Raw genomic sequence first — 14,175 nt, 5'->3', positions numbered from 1 at the left:
ATCCCGCCCGCCGCGCGTACGCTGGCGGGATGACGGATGTCGCGCTGATCGGTCGGGTGGAACCCCCCGCCCTGCACGTCATGACGTTCAATGTCCGCCGTCGCATCCCGCGCTACCGGCCGGGCAGCCCAGACGACTGGACCGAGCGCAAGCGCCTCGTCCGCCGACTGCTCGCCGCCGAGCAGCCGACCGTGCTCGGCGTGCAGGAGGCGCTCGCCGACCAGGTCGAGGTCGTCGCCGACGCGCTCGGCGACCGGTACCGCTGGGTGGGCACCGGCCGCGATCCCTCGGGGCGCGGCGAGCGCTGCCCGATCTACTACGACGCGACGCGACTCGAGCTCACCGCGTGGCGACAGCTCGCCCTCTCGGCGACGCCCGACCTGCACGGCTCGCGGTCGTGGGGCAACGTCACCCGCCGGATCCTCGTCACCGCCGAGTTCACCGACCGCGAGACGCGCACCCGGCTCATGGCGTTCAACACGCACCTCGACCACATCTCGTGGCGGTCGCGCCTGCACTCCGCGCGCATGATCGTGCGACTCGCGCAGGCCGCGCGCGCCGCCGACCCCGCGGCCGCCGTCGTGATCACGGGGGACTTCAACGCCGGGGAGGACTCGGCGGTGCACCGTAACCTGGTGCTCGGCGACGGCCTCCGCGACGCGTGGGATGCGGCCGACGAGCGGGTCACGCCGCAGTGGGGCACCTATTCGGGCTATCGTCGGCTCAGGGTCGGCGGACGGCGCATCGACCACATCCTCGTCGACGACGGGCTCGACGTGCTCCGCGCGGGCATCAACGCGACGCGGTTCGATGGACGATCGCCGTCCGACCACGAACCGGTGCAGGCGGTGCTGCGCCACCGACGCATCGGCCGGACGCACCGCACGGAAGGGGACGGATGATGCACGAGCTGCTCGAGAACCTGCGCCGCCGACCGCACGGCCCGGCCGAACTCGTCGCCGACGGCCTGCGCGCGGTCGGGCTCGTCTGCATCGTCATCGCCGGCATCGGGTGGGGGCCCATGGGTGCCGTCAGCCTCGCGTTCGTCACCGGTGCGATGCTGCTCCCGCGTGCGTTGGCCGTGCGCCCCGGCTTCGACATCGCCTACTGCGTGATCGCCCTGATGTCGGTGTGGAGCAGCGTCACCGACCTCTACGTCACGGTGAAGTGGTGGGACCTGCCCATGCACTTCCTCATGAACGGCCTCGCGGCGGCGGTGTGCTACATCCTGCTCGAGCGGCTCGGCGTCGTCGCCAAGGCATCCACGCTGCCGCGTCCGTTGCTCTCGACGACCATCGTCACGACCGCGATCGGCCTGTCGCTCGCGGCGTTCTGGGAGATGTTCGAGTGGTTCGGCAAGACCTTCCTCGACGAGACGATCTACGTCGGCTACCGCGACACGATCGGCGACATCGTCGCGGGCGGCCTCGGTTCGCTGCTCGCGGGCCTGCTCATGCCGGTGCTCGTCGCGCGACCGCGCCGCGCCGAGTCGGCCGGTTCCTCGCGAGCCGGCGCCACCCCGCACGCGACGACGCCGCCCGCGAGTCCGGACCCGTGAGCCGGCTCAGCGCGATCGCGGGGTGATCGTGACGGGCGGCCGGGTCGCCCAGTCGCGCACGAGGTCCTCCCCGACGGTGACGCCCGTGCCCGCGCCATCCGGGACCCGCAGCTGCCCGCGATGCTCGCCCTCGCCGAGCACGAACGGCTCGGTGAGGTCCTCGGCGAAGTAGCGCGCCGAGGCCGACGTGTCGCCCGGCAGTACGAACCCCGGCAGCGCGGCCAGCGCGACGTTCGCAGCACGGCCCACCCCCGTCTCGAGCATACCGCCGCACCAGACGGGCACGTCGCGCGCCCGACAGGCGTCGTGCACGCGCAGCGCTTCGAGGTAACCGCCCATGCGGCCGGGCTTGATGTTGACGATCGAGGTCGCGCCGCGTTCGATCGCGTCGATCGCGGTCGTGACGTCGAGGATCGACTCGTCGAGGCATACGGGCGTCGTGGCCGCCTCGGCGAGTCGTACGTGCGTCGCGAGATCCTCCTCGGCGAACGGCTGCTCGATCAGCAGCAGCTCGAACGGATCGAGGCTCGCCAGGAGCGGGATGTCCTCGGCCGTGTAGGCGGTGTTCGCATCGACCTGGAGCATCCCGTCGCGGCCGAGCAGCTCCCGCACCGCGGCGACGGGCACGAGGTCCCAGCCCGGCTTGATCTTGAGCTTGATGCGCCGGTACCCCTCCTCGAGGTACCCGGTGACCTCGTCGAGCAATTCCTCGAGGGTCGGCGCGATGCCGACCGAGACGCCGCAGTCGACCCACTCGCGAACAGCGCCGAAGCACTCCCCCATCGACCTGCCCTGCGCTCGCAGTTCGGCGTCGAGCACGGCCGCCTCGAGCGCGCCCTTGGCCATTCGGTGGCCCGCGACGAACGACAGGGTGGGGGCGACGGATGCGGCGAGCGGCACGCTTGCGATCGAGGCCGCCGCACCGCCTGCCGCGGTGGGCCCGGCGGCGCCCTCGATGTGCTGCTCGCGGTCGTCGATCCAGATCCCGGCGGAGTGCGCGGGATCCTCGATGAGCACGCCCGAGACGTGGCCGTCGTCCACCGCGTGATGGGCCGGGCGAGCCAGCAGCGCGGGCGCGAGGTAGTGCTCGATCACGGATGCCGCGCCGTCGACGTACTCGGACGAGTAGAACGGGTCGCGACCGGCGACGCATTCCCCCCACCCGTCGCCCCGGTCGGTGCGGACGCGGACGAGGAGCACCTCGCGCGCGGTCTCGCGCCCGAACGAGGTCTCGAACGGACGCACGAGGGGCACCTCGAGCCGGTGCAGCTCGATCGCCTGGATCACGGGCGCGTCGGTCATCTCGCCTCCAGTCGGCTCGCCGGTGCCCCCATCCTCTCGCAGCCGCGGCTCCGGCGTCCGCCCGATTCGAGAAGTCGCGTTCGCACGGTCCCGCGGTGCATCCGCGACCTCCCGGTCGGCAGCGGACCCGGTCAGCCGAGCGAGATGGCGGTCCAGGAGACGGGCGGCAGGGTCGCCGTGAGCTCGCGCCCGTCGATTCGCGCGGTGTCGTTCGGGCGCGGGGCGACGCGAGTCGGCTCGGCGAGGGTGTTCTTCGCGTACACGTCGTCGTCTGCGAGCGTGTGCGTCTCGAGCACCGAGACCTCCCCGAGCGAGCCGACGTCGACCGTGAGCGTCACGGCCTCCTCGACGCTGCGGTTCACGAGGAATACGGCGGTGCGTCCCGTCGACGCGTCGTGCGTAGCGACGGCGTCGACGAGCGGCACGACCCCATACTCCTTGGTCTCGTACGTGGGTGCGTCGAGTTTCAGCTCGAGCGCCTCGCCCCCCGCGAGCCGCGAGGTGATCGAGAACGGGAAGAACGTGGTCTGCCGCCACGCCGGGCCGCCAGGCTCCGTCATGATCGGGGCGATCACGTTGACGAGCTGCGCGAGCGATGCGCTGGTGACACGGTCGGAATGCTTGAGCAGCGAGATCATGAGGTTGCCGAAGACGACCGCGTCGGCGACCGAGTAGACGTCCTCGAGCAGCCGCGGCGCGACAGGCCAGTTGTCGAGCCCCTCGATCTTGTCGACGTTCTGGAAGCGCGAGAGATACCAGACGTTCCACTCGTCGAACGAGATGTTCACGGACTTGTCGCTGCCGAGCACCGCCTTGACGTGATCGGCCGTCGCGACGACCGTCTCGATGAAGCCGTCCATATCGACCGCCGAGGCGAGGAAGCTGCCGAGGTCGCCGTTCTTCTCCTCGTAGTACGCGTGGCACGAGATGTAGTCCACGTCCTCGTAGGTGTGGCTGAGCACCACGCGCTCCCACTCGCCGAAGGTCGGCATGTGCGCGCTCGACGAGCCGCACACGACGAGCTCCACCGACGGGTCGAGCTGGCGCATCGCCTTCGCGGTGCGCGAGGCGAGCTTGCCGTAGTCGTCGGCCGATCGGTGGCCGAGCTGCCACGGGCCGTCCATCTCGTTTCCGAGGCACCACATCTTCACGCCGAACGCGTCGGTTCGGCCGTTCGCGATGCGCTGCTGCGACAGCGCCGTGCCGCCCGCGATATTCGCGTACTCGAGCAAGTCGAGCGCCTCGAGCGTGCCGCGGGTGCCGAGGTTCACCGCGAGCATCATGTCGCTGCCGACCTTCTCGAGCCAGTCGGAGAACTCATGCAGGCCGACCTCGTTGGTCTCGGTCGAATGCCAGGCGAGGTCGAGGCGGCGCGGGCGCTCCTCGCGCGGTCCGACCGAGTCCTCCCACCGGAACCCCGAGACGAAGTTGCCCCCCGGGTAACGGATGGTCGAGACGCCGAGCTCCCTGACGAGCTCGATGACGTCCTGCCGGAAGCCCTCTGTGTCGGCCGTTGGGTGGCCGGGTTCGTGGATGCCGTCGTAGACGTGTCGGCCGAGGTGTTCGACGAACCCGCCGAAGAGGCGGCGCCGGATGGGCCCGATGGTGGAGCGGGGGTCGATCGTGAGGCGTGCGCTGGGCATCGTGGGCTCCAATGGGCGAGTCGGTCGGTCGGTGCGATGAGGGCGAGCGGATGGCGCGTCCAGGCGAGTCAGGGCGTTCTACATCGTTGTACGTAAACGTTGTAAATCCATGGTGCAGGGGCGACGGCCATCCGTCAAGGCGAAGACGCGTCCGGCTCAGTGGGCGCCGTCGGTGGCGCGCGCCGCGGGCGCCGACTCGCGCTCGACGACGCGGAAGTTCGCGAGCATGAGCCGCGGCGCCTCGTCGGCAGCGCCGCCCCGGACGCGATCGAGCAGCGTCCGCACGGCCGTCTCGGCGATCCAGTGCCGCCCCGGATCGACCGTGGTCAGCGACGGGACCGAGTACTCCGCCTCGTCGAGGTCGTCGAACCCGATGACCGCCACCTCGTCGGGCACGCGCACCCGGGCCTCCTGGAGCGCCCGGATGGCACCGAGCGCCAGCGTGTCGTTGAGTCCGAACACCGCATCGAACGCCTCGCCCCGGTCGAGCAGCTCGCGTGTGGCCTGCGCCCCGCCCGCACGGTGCCACATCGCGCTCGGCACCACGATGGCGTCGTCGTACGAGATGCCGGCCGCCTCGAGCGCCTCGCGGTAGCCGCGCAACCGCAGCCCGGCCGTGCCACCCTCGTCGCCGTCGTGCGTACCGACGACCGCGATGCGTCGCCGTCCCGACGCGAGCAGGTACGCCGTCGCAGCCCGGGCCGCCTCGACGTTGCGCATGGTCACGTGGTCGGCGGGCGCGTCGTAGACCTGTTCGCCCAGCAGCACGAGCGGGTACGCCACGGCGAGGGTCGCGACATCCGCCTGCCCCATGCCGAGCGCACTGAAGATGAGCCCGTCGGTGAGCTGGCGCCGAGGGCTCCGCAGCAGCTCGAGCTCGCGCTCGCGGTCGCCGCCGGTCTGCTCGACGAGCACCACGACTCCGGCCGCCTCGGCAGCCTCGACGACCGACGCGGCGAGCTCGGCGAAGTACGGCAGCCCGAGGTTCGGCACGGCGAGCCCGATCGCCCCCGTGCGACCCGAACGGAGGTTCCGCGCGGTCAGGTTCGGCGTGTAGCCGAGCTCGGCGATGGCCTGCTCGACGCGTTCGCGGGTCGCGGGCCGGATGTGCGGGTAGTCGTTGATGACGTTCGAGACCGTCTTGATCGAGACGCCCGCGACCCGGGCGACGTCGTGCAGGGTCACGGCCATGGGCGCCTCCTCGTCGCCCGCTACCCTACAACGTTGTAGAAGCGGATGGCGCGCGGTCGGGGTCGTCGGCCGTGAAGACGTAGTCCCCGCTCGCGTCCAGCTCCGGCCGCAGCCGCCCCTCCGCCAGCACCGCGAACGCCTCGCGCGACGCGTCCCGGAGCTCCGCGGCCGTGCGCGGATCGGCCGCGCGCACGCCCTCGAAGTCGGCCGTGAGCGCGAGCCCGCCCTCGGCGTGCCACGCCGGCTGCGGCATCCGCTGCACCGCACGCTCGACGCGCGGCGAGGCGAGCCGCCAGCGCACTTCGAAGCGGTCGCTGCGGTCGCCGCCCGAGATCGCGTCGCGCAGTTCGCCGTAGAAGTCGGGGTGGTAGGCGACGACCTCGGCGCCCAGCCGCACGAGGTTCATCCGCGCATTGCGGCGGATGAGCGGGTCGTACGTCCAGCGCACCTCGTCGATGCCGTGTTCGAGGCAGATGGCGCGCTGCCGCAGCTTCAGCGCGACGCCGATCCCGCGCCCGCGCGCGTTCGGGTCGACCGCGTTCATGTGCGAGTGCACGTGGAGTCCGCCGGACCACCCGAGGAAGCCGAGCGCAGCCCCGAGGGGCGCGTCGTCGGGTGTGACGAGCTCGCCCGCGGCATCCGCTCGGCCCGCCGCCGGGACGGCCACGAGCACGGTGTTGCCCGCGTGCGCGATCGCCGTCAGCGAGGCGAGGTCGACCGTGCGACCGACGCCCCAGGTCGCGTCGAACCGGGCGAGCGTGCCGGCGAGCTCGTCCATGCGCGCCTCGCGCGTCACCACGCCCGAACGCCGGTCGGCCTCGTCGGCGAGCGCGTGCGCATCGACCGCGGTCGCCGCGAGCTGCGCGCCATCCGTCATGCCCGCGACCCTATCGCGGCGGCCGGCGCACGGACGCCGACCGTACGCCTGTGAGAATCGTGCGCCGGGATCGTCCGGCCACGGCGGCGAGTCGGCGTCAGCCGCCCCAGGAGAGCAGACCGCCATCCGGCATCACCGCATTGATGAACGGCTCCGGCGACTGCGGATCGCCGCGGATTGCACCGGGTTGAGGGCCGAGCACCATGGAAACGCGATTCATGGAAGAGAGCACGCGAGAGACGATCTCAGGCCTCAGCTCGAAGCATTCGACTGCAGCTTCCCGCTCGAGCGGATCATCCACCCCTGCCGACGGGAACTGCCGCTCAGTGCCGTAGACCAGCTCTTGCGCAGCACGAGGAAGCTGATCGATCGCCCTCGTCGCGGGTACGTTGTAGCCGAACAGTCGCAGTTGGACCCAGAAGCAGAGCGCGTAGGACGAGGGCGCATACGGCCGGAATTCCTCCTCCACCCAGGTCTCGGTCGGACCTTCCCATGGTCCGCGGAGAAGCGATCGCGGGCTCCGGATCAGCCGGAGCCGTACCTCGAAGGCTCCAGGTTGCCCGCCGAGATCGTCGATGTCACTCGGAGCGAGCGCGCCGGAACGCACGAGAGCCAGGCCGGAACGCGTGAGCCGACGTTCGAAGGGAGGACCCGCTTGATTCACCCAGATCACGCGCCCATCCGAATAGACCCGCACCCAGCCGTCGTGAATCTCGGACCATGCCGCGATGACCTCGACCGAGTCCTCCTCCGCAACGCCGCCGGCGAGGTCGGCCACAGGACCGGCGGCGGAGCTTTCGTCAGACGACGAGCCGCGCTCACCGACCGTTGCAGCGACCGCCAGGCCGGCGACGACCAGTGACGCGATCACCGCGACACGCCTGCGGCGCCGTCTGGCGACGCGCTTCGCCTCTTCGATACCGGCGTCGCCACCCGGGCCCGGCTCGACGGTGAACTCGACATCGTGGGAGTCTGCCCGACGTGGCGGTCCGATGGCCGCCATGATCGTCCCTCCTCCGATGATGCTACGCGCCTCGCACCGAGGAGACACCTCGGGGTCGACGAACACCATCGCGACGACGCGACGTCCACTTCACGCGATCTGCCGCGACGTCGCACGAGGCGCGGCTCAGCGCGCGAGCCGGTCCTCCATGCCCCAGGCCTGGCCGTAGCCGCCATCGGCTTCCGCCCGCGCCATCAGGTCGAGGAAGGGCTTCGCGTCGAACGCCTCGGGCCCGAGCACGCCCACGCCCTGCCACGCCCCGCTCGCGAGCAGCTCGAGCGCGATGACGGGGTTCAGCGCGGTCTGCCAGACCACGCACTGCGCCTCGTACTCGCGCATCGTCCACTCGTTGTCGCTGACGTGGTACAGGTACACCTCGCGGGGCGCGCCATCGGTGCCGCGACCGGTGACCCAGAGGCCGGCGCAGGTCTTGCCGGTCATGCGCGGGCCGATGGTCGCGGGGTCGGGCAGCGCCGCCGCCACGACGTCGCGCGGCGCGACCTCGACCGGGCCGTTCGCGCTGCGCACCCGGATCGGGCGCGTCGAGTCGAGCCCCAGCAGGTTCAGCGTCCTCAGCACGCCGATGAACTCGTCGCCGAGCCCGTACTTGAACGTGACGCGCTTCGCGTCGACCCAGCGCGGCATGAGGAGCACCTCCTCGTGCTCGACGTTGACGCACTCGACCGGCCCGATGCCCTCGGGGAACTCGAACACCTCGGGCTCGCTGAACGGCGGGGTCGTGTACCAGCCGCGCTCCTCCTCCCACACGACCGGCGGGTTGAGGCACTCCTCGATGGTCGTCCAGATCGAGAACGACGGCGCGAAGATCTCGTTGCCCTCGTCGTCGCGCACGACCAGGTTCGCCCCGTCGCGCGTGCCGAGCTCGTCGATCTCACTGAAGAGGTGGTCGGCGGCGTACCGCGCGAACACGTCGGAGAGCCCCGGTTCGACCCCCATGCCGACGAGGGCGAGACGGCCCGCCTTCTCCCAGTCGCCCGCCTGCGCGAACTGGTCGTCGCCGAGCTTCACGCCGGTCTCGGCGTACGGGTCGGTGGGGTGCGGCTCCGACAGGCTCATGGCCATGTCGAGGTAGTCGGCACCCGCGGCGAGCGCGCCGGCGAAGATCGACGGCACGAACTTCGGTTCGACCGCGTTCATCACATGGGTTGCGCCGTGCTCACGGGCGACGGATGCCACGACCTCGGGGTCGCCCGCGTCGATCTGCGCGGTGGCGAACCGGCCCGCGACGTCATCGCCGTGCCGCGCGCGGATCCACTCGACCGTGCGGGTCGCACGCGACTCGTGGTAGTCGCTCACGATGATCAGCTCGAAGAACGAGCGACGGGCCGCGATCTTGGCGATGGCGTCTCCGACGCCTCCGGCGCCGACGAGGAGGATTCGCATGGTGGGTACGGTAGCCGCCGGTCGATGAATTGTCCAGATGGACAGCAGGCCTCGCGGCCCGGTCACGGATGGCGCAACATCCGCCCGCGTGTCACCTCGGGAGCCACCGGCTCGCCCCCCAGGTACGTCGCGCGCACGACGCCCCGCAGCGTGCGGCCGTCGTACGGCGTGATCGGATGGCGGTGCTCGAGCCGCGCGGCCTCCACCGTGAACTCGGCCTCGGGTGCCACCACCGCCAGGTCGGCCGCACCGCCGACCGCGAGCTCGCCCTTGCCCGCCACGCCCGCCATGCGCGCCGGCGCCGACGCCATCCATCCGACGACGCGCTCGAGCGGGATACCGCGACGCCGCGCCTCGGTCCACACCACGGGAAGCCCGAGCTGCAGCGACGCGATGCCGCCCCATGCCTCGTCGAAGTCGCCGCCACCGGCGTGCTTGAGGTCGGCGGGGGCCGGCGAGTGGTCGGTGACGACGAGGTCGATCGTGCCGTCCTCGAGTCCGCCCCAGAGCGCGTCGCGGTTGTCGGTCTCGCGGATGGGCGGACAGCACTTGTACGCCGTGGCACCGGCCGGCACGTCCTCGGCCGTGAGCGCGAGGTAGTGCGGGCAGGTCTCGGCGGTGAGGCGCACACCGTCCCGCTTCGCCGCGGCGATGAGCGGCAGCGCCGTCGCGGAGCTGAGGTGCAGGATGTGCGCCCGGGTACCGGTGCGCCGTGCCGCCTCGATCACCGTGGTGATCGCGGCCTCCTCGGCGGCGGAGGGGCGGGACGCGAGGAAGTCCGCGTACAGACGGCCGCGCGGGCGCGGCGCGTGGCCGATGACGGCGGGGTCCTCGGCGTGCACGATCACGGGTCGGTCGAGCTCGGCGAGCATCCCCATCGCCGCCTCGAGCTCCGTCGCCGTCACGGGCGGGAACTCCTCGACGCCCGAGTCGACCAGGAAGCACTTGAACCCGAACACGCCCTCGGCGACGAGCGGTCGCAGGTCGCCGAGGTTGCCCGGCACGATGCCGCCCCAGAATCCGACGTCGACCGCGAGTCCCGCCGCCGCCGCGGCCCGGCGCTTCACGTCCAGCGCCGCGACCGACGTCGTGGGCGGGATGCTGTTGAGCGGCATGTCGACGATCGTCGTGACGCCGCCGGCCGCGGCCGCGCGCGTCGCGCTCCGGAAGCCCTCCCACTCGGTCCGCCCGGGCTCGTTCACGTGCACGTGCGTGTCGACGAGGCCGGGGAGGAGCACCTCATCGTCGGCGAGTCGCGTCATCCGCGCGCCCTCGAGCCCGGTGCCGAGCGGTTCGATCGCCATCACGACCCCGTCGCGCACGCCCACCTCGGCAGGCGTGAACGCGCCCGCGACCAGCACGCGCGCGCCGGCGACGACGAGGTCGTACGACGCCTCGCCGCCCGGCGCTCGGCCGCCCCGCGGCATCCGCTCGGTCACCACCGCCGCCCGCCGGCCGGACCGCCGGAGGGATCGGTGAGCCGCACCTGCCGGTTCACGTCCTTGTAGAGCAGGTACCGGAACGGGCCGGGGCCACCGGCGTAGCAGGCCTGAGGGCAGAACGCGCGGAGCCACATGAAGTCGCCCGCCTCGACCTCGACCCAGTCGCCGTTGAGCCGGTACACGCCCTTGCCCTCGAGCACGTAGAGGCCGTGCTCCATGACGTGCGTCTCGGCGAACGGGATCACGCCGCCGGGCTGGAACGTCACGATGTTCACGTGCATGTCGTGCGCGAGGTCGTCGGGGTCGACGAAGCGCGTCGTCGCCCACGCGCCGCCGGTGTCGGGCATCGCGCGCGGCTCGACCTCGGCGTCGCTCGTGACGAACGACCGCGGCGGCGCCACGTCGTCGAGCGGCTCGTACACCTTGCGGATCCAGTGGAAGCTCGCGAGTGCGTCGCCGTCGTTGGCGATCGCCCACTCGGTCCCGGCGGCGAGGTACGCGTACCCGCCGGCCTCGATCACGTGCCGCTCGCCGTCCAGGCGCAGGGTGAGGGCGCCCGCCGTCACGAAGACCACGCCCTCGACGCCCGGCTCGCGCTCGGGCCGCTCGGCGCCGCCGCCCGGCGCGATCTCGACGATGAGCTGCGCGAACGTCGTCGCGAAGCCGGCGATGGGCCGCGCGAGGATCCACGAGCGCGTGCGCGTGAAGCCGGGCAGGTTGCTCGTCACGATGTCGCGGAGCACGCCCTTGGGGATCACGGTGTACGCCTCGGTCACGATCGCCCGGTCGGTGAGCAACTCGGACTGGCCGGGCAGCCCGCCCGGCGGGGTGAAGTAGCTCATGCGCCCTCCCTCACGCGCGCGAGCGCGGTGAGCGCCCGCTCGTCGAACCCGGTGTCGGTGGCGACCTCGTCGGAGGTCAGCGCCCCGCATTGAACGCCCCGCCGCACGAATGCGGCGAGCGCGCGCGCGGTCGCAGGCTCGTCGAGCACTCCGCCCGTGCGCCGGTCATGCACGTCGCGCAGCCGCGCCGCCGCCTCGGCGTAGCCGTCGCGGTAGTACGCGTAGGTCGCGAGGAACCGGGTCGGCAACTGTGCCGGGTGCAGGTCCCAGCCCTGCGGGAACCCGCGCTCGAGCGAACGTCGCACGAGCCGCGCATGCAGTCGCCAGGCGTCCAGCGCGCGGTCGCCGACGGGCAGCACGTTGGTCGAGCCGTCCGAGAGGCGGATGCCGGTGCCCGCGACCGCGAGCTGCATGACGTGCTTCGCGTGGTCGGCGGCGGGGTGCTCGAGCGACTGGTACGGCCCGGCGATGCCGAGCGCGGCGCTGTAGTCGTACGTGCCGAAGTGCAGCCCGCTCACCCGCCCGCGCCCCGCGAGCGCGATCCGGGCCAGCGGCGCCACCCCGTCGGGTCCGAGCACGAGCTGCGGGGTCTCGACCTGCACCTCGAACCGCAGCCGGCCGTCGGGCAGGCCGTGCACGCGCTCGAGCGCCGCCGCGACCTCGACCATGGCCTCGACCTGGGCGATCGTCGACACCTTCGGCAGGGTGAGGGCGAGGCCGTCGGGCACGCCGCCGTGCTCGACGAGGGCGGTGATGAAGTGGTCGAGGGTCCGGATGCCGCGCACCCGCGTCGCGGCCTCGAAGCTCTTGAAGCGGATGCCGATGGATCTCGGTGCGAATCCGGCGCCCTCGGCGGCGAGCACGCGACGGGCGGCGCGGACCGCATCGGCGTCCTCGTTCTCGTCGCCGTGGTCGCCGTAGCCGTCCTCGAAGTCGATGCGGAGGTCCTCGATCGGTTCGCGGTCGAGCTTGACGGCCACGTGCGGCACGACCGCCGACGCAATCCGCTCGTCGAAGCCGATCAGTCGCGCGACCACGTCGAGTCCGCCCGCGGCCTCGACCGCCTCGCGCGCCAGCCTGCCCCACACCGTCGTGAGCTCCGGCGTGAACCGGTCGCCTGGCACGTACACCGTGTGCACCGGCTGCCGGGAACTGTCCTCGCCCGGATACGCGCGGGCCAGCAGCTCATCGGTCGCCACGAGCCGGGCGTCGATCGCGGCGAGATCGGCGGCGGACAGGGCCGTGCGCATGTTCACTCCAGCAGCTCGTAGGCGGGGAGCGTGAGGAAGTCGACGTACTCGTCGGCGAGGCACAGCTCGGCGACGAGCCGGGCCGCGGGTTCGTAGTACGCCGCGAACCGGTCGGGCGGCACGTCGGCGCGCAGCGCGGCGCCCTCCTCGTCGAGCACCTCGCGCACGAGTTCGGGCGTGATCGTGCGTCCGGTGTCGGCGAGCACGACCTCGTGGCGCAGGTGCTGCCACACCTGCGACCGCGAGATCTCGGCGGTCGCCGCGTCCTCCATGAGGCTGTGCAGCGCGACCGCGCCGTTGCCCGACAACCAGACGGCGAGGTACGCCACGGCGACCGACAGGTTGGTGCGCAGCCCCACCTCGGTGACGGCGCCGCCCGTCGAGGCGACATCGAGCAGTTCGGCGGCGGACACCTCGACCTCGGGCCGCAGCCGATCGAGCTGGTTCGGCCGGTCGCCGAGCACGCCGTCGAACACCTCGCGGCACACGGGCACGAGGTCGGGGTGCGCGACCCAGGAGCCGTCGAACCCGTCGCCGGCCTCGCGCGCCTTGTCGGCCCGGACCTTCTCGAACGCGACCGCGGTCGCCTCGGGGTCGGCGCGGTTCGGCACGAAGGCGGCCATCCCGCCCATCGCGACCGCCCCGCGGCGGTGGCACGTCTGCACGAGCAGTTCGGTGTACGCGCGCATGAACGGCGCGGTCATCGCCACCGAGGCGCGGTCGGGCACGACGAACTCGGGCCCGGCGTCGCGGAACACCTTGATGATGCTGAACAGGTAGTCCCACCGGCCGGCGTTCAGCCCCGACGCGTGCTCGCGCAGCGCCCAGAGGATCTCGTCCATCTCGAACGCCGCCGGGATGGTCTCGATGAGCACCGTCGCCCGGATGGTGCCCGGCGGGAGCGACATCCGCTCCTCGGCGAACGAGAACACGTCGTTCCAGAGCCGCGCCTCGAGGTGCGATTCGAGCTTCGGCAGGTAGTAGAACGGGCCGTCGCCGCGGTCGACGAGCAGCCGCGCCGTGTGGAACACGTGCAGCCCGAAGTCGACGAGCGACGCCGAGGCGCGCTCGCCGTCGACGAGCACGTGCTTCTCGGGCAGGTGCCATCCGCGTGGGCGCGTCACGACGGTCGGGCGACGGAGGTCATCGCGCAGTGCGTACGCCTTGCCCTCGGGCGACGTGAACGCGAGCGTGCCGCGGGCGGCATCGCGCAGGTTCCGGATGCTGCCGACGATGTTCGCCCACGTCGGGCTGCACGCATCCTCGAGGTCGGCCAACCAGACGCGCGCACCCGAGTTGAGCGCGTTGATCGCCATCTTCGCAGGCGCCGCCGGACCTGTGATCTCGACCCGGCGGTCGACGAGCGCCGGCGGCGGGGGCGGCACGCGCCAGTCGGCCGACCGCACGTCGGCCGTCTCGGCCAGGAAGTCGAGCCGTTCCTCGCCACGGGCGATGCGCTCGCGCCGCGAGCGCCGGGCCGCGAGCAGCTGGCGGCGGCGCTCGCCGAAACGGTGATGCAGCTCCTCGACGAACGCGAGGGCGTCGTCGGCGAGGATCTCCTCGCCACCCGCGACGCCGTCGGCACCGGCGATCTCGATCGTCATGCGGCTTCCGCTCCCCTCCGGGTCGATGCCACCACGCTGCCCTCATCTTGGCGCACGAC

General features: G+C 72.1%; 12 protein-coding genes. 2 read left to right on the top strand and 10 right to left on the bottom strand.

Annotated features, from left to right (window positions below):
- The first annotated feature begins 29 nt into the window (after positions 1–29).
- On the top strand, positions 30–902 hold the full coding sequence (locus ACFQ58_RS11735; protein ID WP_376951287.1) for an endonuclease/exonuclease/phosphatase family protein: 873 nt from the start codon (positions 30–32) through the stop codon (positions 900–902).
- The gene (locus tag ACFQ58_RS11730; RefSeq protein WP_376951286.1) at positions 899–1,558 is read left to right on the top strand and encodes a hypothetical protein; all 660 of its coding nucleotides are present in this window, start codon (positions 899–901) and stop codon (positions 1,556–1,558) included. The genes ACFQ58_RS11735 and ACFQ58_RS11730 overlap by 4 nt, the downstream gene beginning before the upstream one ends.
- Positions 1,559–1,564: 6 nt before the next feature.
- Here ACFQ58_RS11730 and menC read toward each other — a convergent pair whose 3' ends face one another.
- From menC to aceB, 10 genes are all read right to left on the bottom strand, one after another.
- Positions 1,565–2,860, bottom strand: coding sequence for an o-succinylbenzoate synthase (gene menC / locus ACFQ58_RS11725; protein ID WP_376951285.1), 1,296 nt, complete (start codon positions 2,858–2,860; stop codon positions 1,565–1,567).
- A 131-nt stretch (positions 2,861–2,991) separates the two neighbouring features.
- On the bottom strand, positions 2,992–4,503 hold the full coding sequence (locus ACFQ58_RS11720; RefSeq protein ID WP_376951284.1) for an alpha-N-arabinofuranosidase: 1,512 nt from the start codon (positions 4,501–4,503) through the stop codon (positions 2,992–2,994).
- 156 nt (positions 4,504–4,659) lie between these two features.
- The gene (locus tag ACFQ58_RS11715; protein WP_376951283.1) at positions 4,660–5,694 is read right to left on the bottom strand and encodes a LacI family DNA-binding transcriptional regulator; all 1,035 of its coding nucleotides are present in this window, start codon (positions 5,692–5,694) and stop codon (positions 4,660–4,662) included.
- A 25-nt stretch (positions 5,695–5,719) separates the two neighbouring features.
- Positions 5,720–6,571, bottom strand: coding sequence for a hypothetical protein (locus ACFQ58_RS11710; RefSeq protein WP_376951282.1), 852 nt, complete (start codon positions 6,569–6,571; stop codon positions 5,720–5,722).
- Positions 6,572–6,668: 97 nt separating this feature from the next.
- On the bottom strand, positions 6,669–7,643 hold the full coding sequence (locus tag ACFQ58_RS11705; RefSeq protein WP_376951281.1) for a hypothetical protein: 975 nt from the start codon (positions 7,641–7,643) through the stop codon (positions 6,669–6,671).
- Positions 7,644–7,700: 57 nt separating this feature from the next.
- Positions 7,701–8,978: a saccharopine dehydrogenase family protein gene (locus tag ACFQ58_RS11700; protein WP_376951280.1), complete on the bottom strand. Its 1,278-nt coding sequence runs from the start codon at positions 8,976–8,978 to the stop codon at positions 7,701–7,703.
- 62 nt (positions 8,979–9,040) lie between these two features.
- Positions 9,041–10,405 carry an allantoinase AllB gene (gene allB, locus ACFQ58_RS11695; protein ID WP_376951618.1) on the bottom strand — a complete coding sequence of 455 codons (1,365 nt, stop codon included), beginning with the start codon at positions 10,403–10,405 and terminating at the stop codon, positions 9,041–9,043.
- Positions 10,406–10,413: 8 nt separating this feature from the next.
- Positions 10,414–11,262 (bottom strand): bifunctional allantoicase/(S)-ureidoglycine aminohydrolase, encoded by an 849-nt coding sequence (locus ACFQ58_RS11690; RefSeq protein WP_376951279.1) that lies wholly within the window; start codon positions 11,260–11,262, stop codon positions 10,414–10,416.
- Positions 11,259–12,512: a DUF6986 family protein gene (locus ACFQ58_RS11685; RefSeq protein WP_376951278.1), complete on the bottom strand. Its 1,254-nt coding sequence runs from the start codon at positions 12,510–12,512 to the stop codon at positions 11,259–11,261. The genes ACFQ58_RS11690 and ACFQ58_RS11685 overlap by 4 nt, the downstream gene beginning before the upstream one ends.
- A gap of 2 nt (positions 12,513–12,514) precedes the next feature.
- Entirely contained in the window at positions 12,515–14,116 is a 1,602-nt protein-coding gene (gene aceB / locus ACFQ58_RS11680) for a malate synthase A (RefSeq protein WP_376951277.1), read from the bottom strand.
- Between the last annotated feature and the right edge of the window lie 59 nt (positions 14,117–14,175).

The sequence above is a fragment of the Agromyces sp. NPDC056523 genome, assembly GCF_042794545.1.
In the GTDB taxonomy this organism is placed as follows: domain Bacteria; phylum Actinomycetota; class Actinomycetes; order Actinomycetales; family Microbacteriaceae; genus Agromyces.
Note: the sequence above shows the minus strand (reverse complement) of the source record. Positions and strands in the feature narration are given on the sequence as shown.

What these genes read in the sequence shown, in the direction of transcription:
- ACFQ58_RS11735 (WP_376951287.1), top strand. Translation starts at nt 30, where the DNA reads ATGACGGATGTCGCGCTGATCGGTCGGGTGGAACCCCCCGCCCTGCAC.
- ACFQ58_RS11730 (WP_376951286.1), top strand. Translation starts at nt 899, where the DNA reads ATGATGCACGAGCTGCTCGAGAACCTGCGCCGCCGACCGCACGGCCCG.
- menC (WP_376951285.1), bottom strand. Translation starts at nt 2,860, where the DNA reads ATGACCGACGCGCCCGTGATCCAGGCGATCGAGCTGCACCGGCTCGAG.
- ACFQ58_RS11720 (WP_376951284.1), bottom strand. Translation starts at nt 4,503, where the DNA reads ATGCCCAGCGCACGCCTCACGATCGACCCCCGCTCCACCATCGGGCCC.
- ACFQ58_RS11715 (WP_376951283.1), bottom strand. Translation starts at nt 5,694, where the DNA reads ATGGCCGTGACCCTGCACGACGTCGCCCGGGTCGCGGGCGTCTCGATC.
- ACFQ58_RS11710 (WP_376951282.1), bottom strand. Translation starts at nt 6,571, where the DNA reads ATGACGGATGGCGCGCAGCTCGCGGCGACCGCGGTCGATGCGCACGCG.
- ACFQ58_RS11705 (WP_376951281.1), bottom strand. Translation starts at nt 7,643, where the DNA reads ATGGTGTTCGTCGACCCCGAGGTGTCTCCTCGGTGCGAGGCGCGTAGC.
- ACFQ58_RS11700 (WP_376951280.1), bottom strand. Translation starts at nt 8,978, where the DNA reads ATGCGAATCCTCCTCGTCGGCGCCGGAGGCGTCGGAGACGCCATCGCC.
- allB (WP_376951618.1), bottom strand. Translation starts at nt 10,405, where the DNA reads ATGCCGCGGGGCGGCCGAGCGCCGGGCGGCGAGGCGTCGTACGACCTC.
- ACFQ58_RS11690 (WP_376951279.1), bottom strand. Translation starts at nt 11,262, where the DNA reads ATGAGCTACTTCACCCCGCCGGGCGGGCTGCCCGGCCAGTCCGAGTTG.
- ACFQ58_RS11685 (WP_376951278.1), bottom strand. Translation starts at nt 12,512, where the DNA reads ATGCGCACGGCCCTGTCCGCCGCCGATCTCGCCGCGATCGACGCCCGG.
- aceB (WP_376951277.1), bottom strand. Translation starts at nt 14,116, where the DNA reads ATGACGATCGAGATCGCCGGTGCCGACGGCGTCGCGGGTGGCGAGGAG.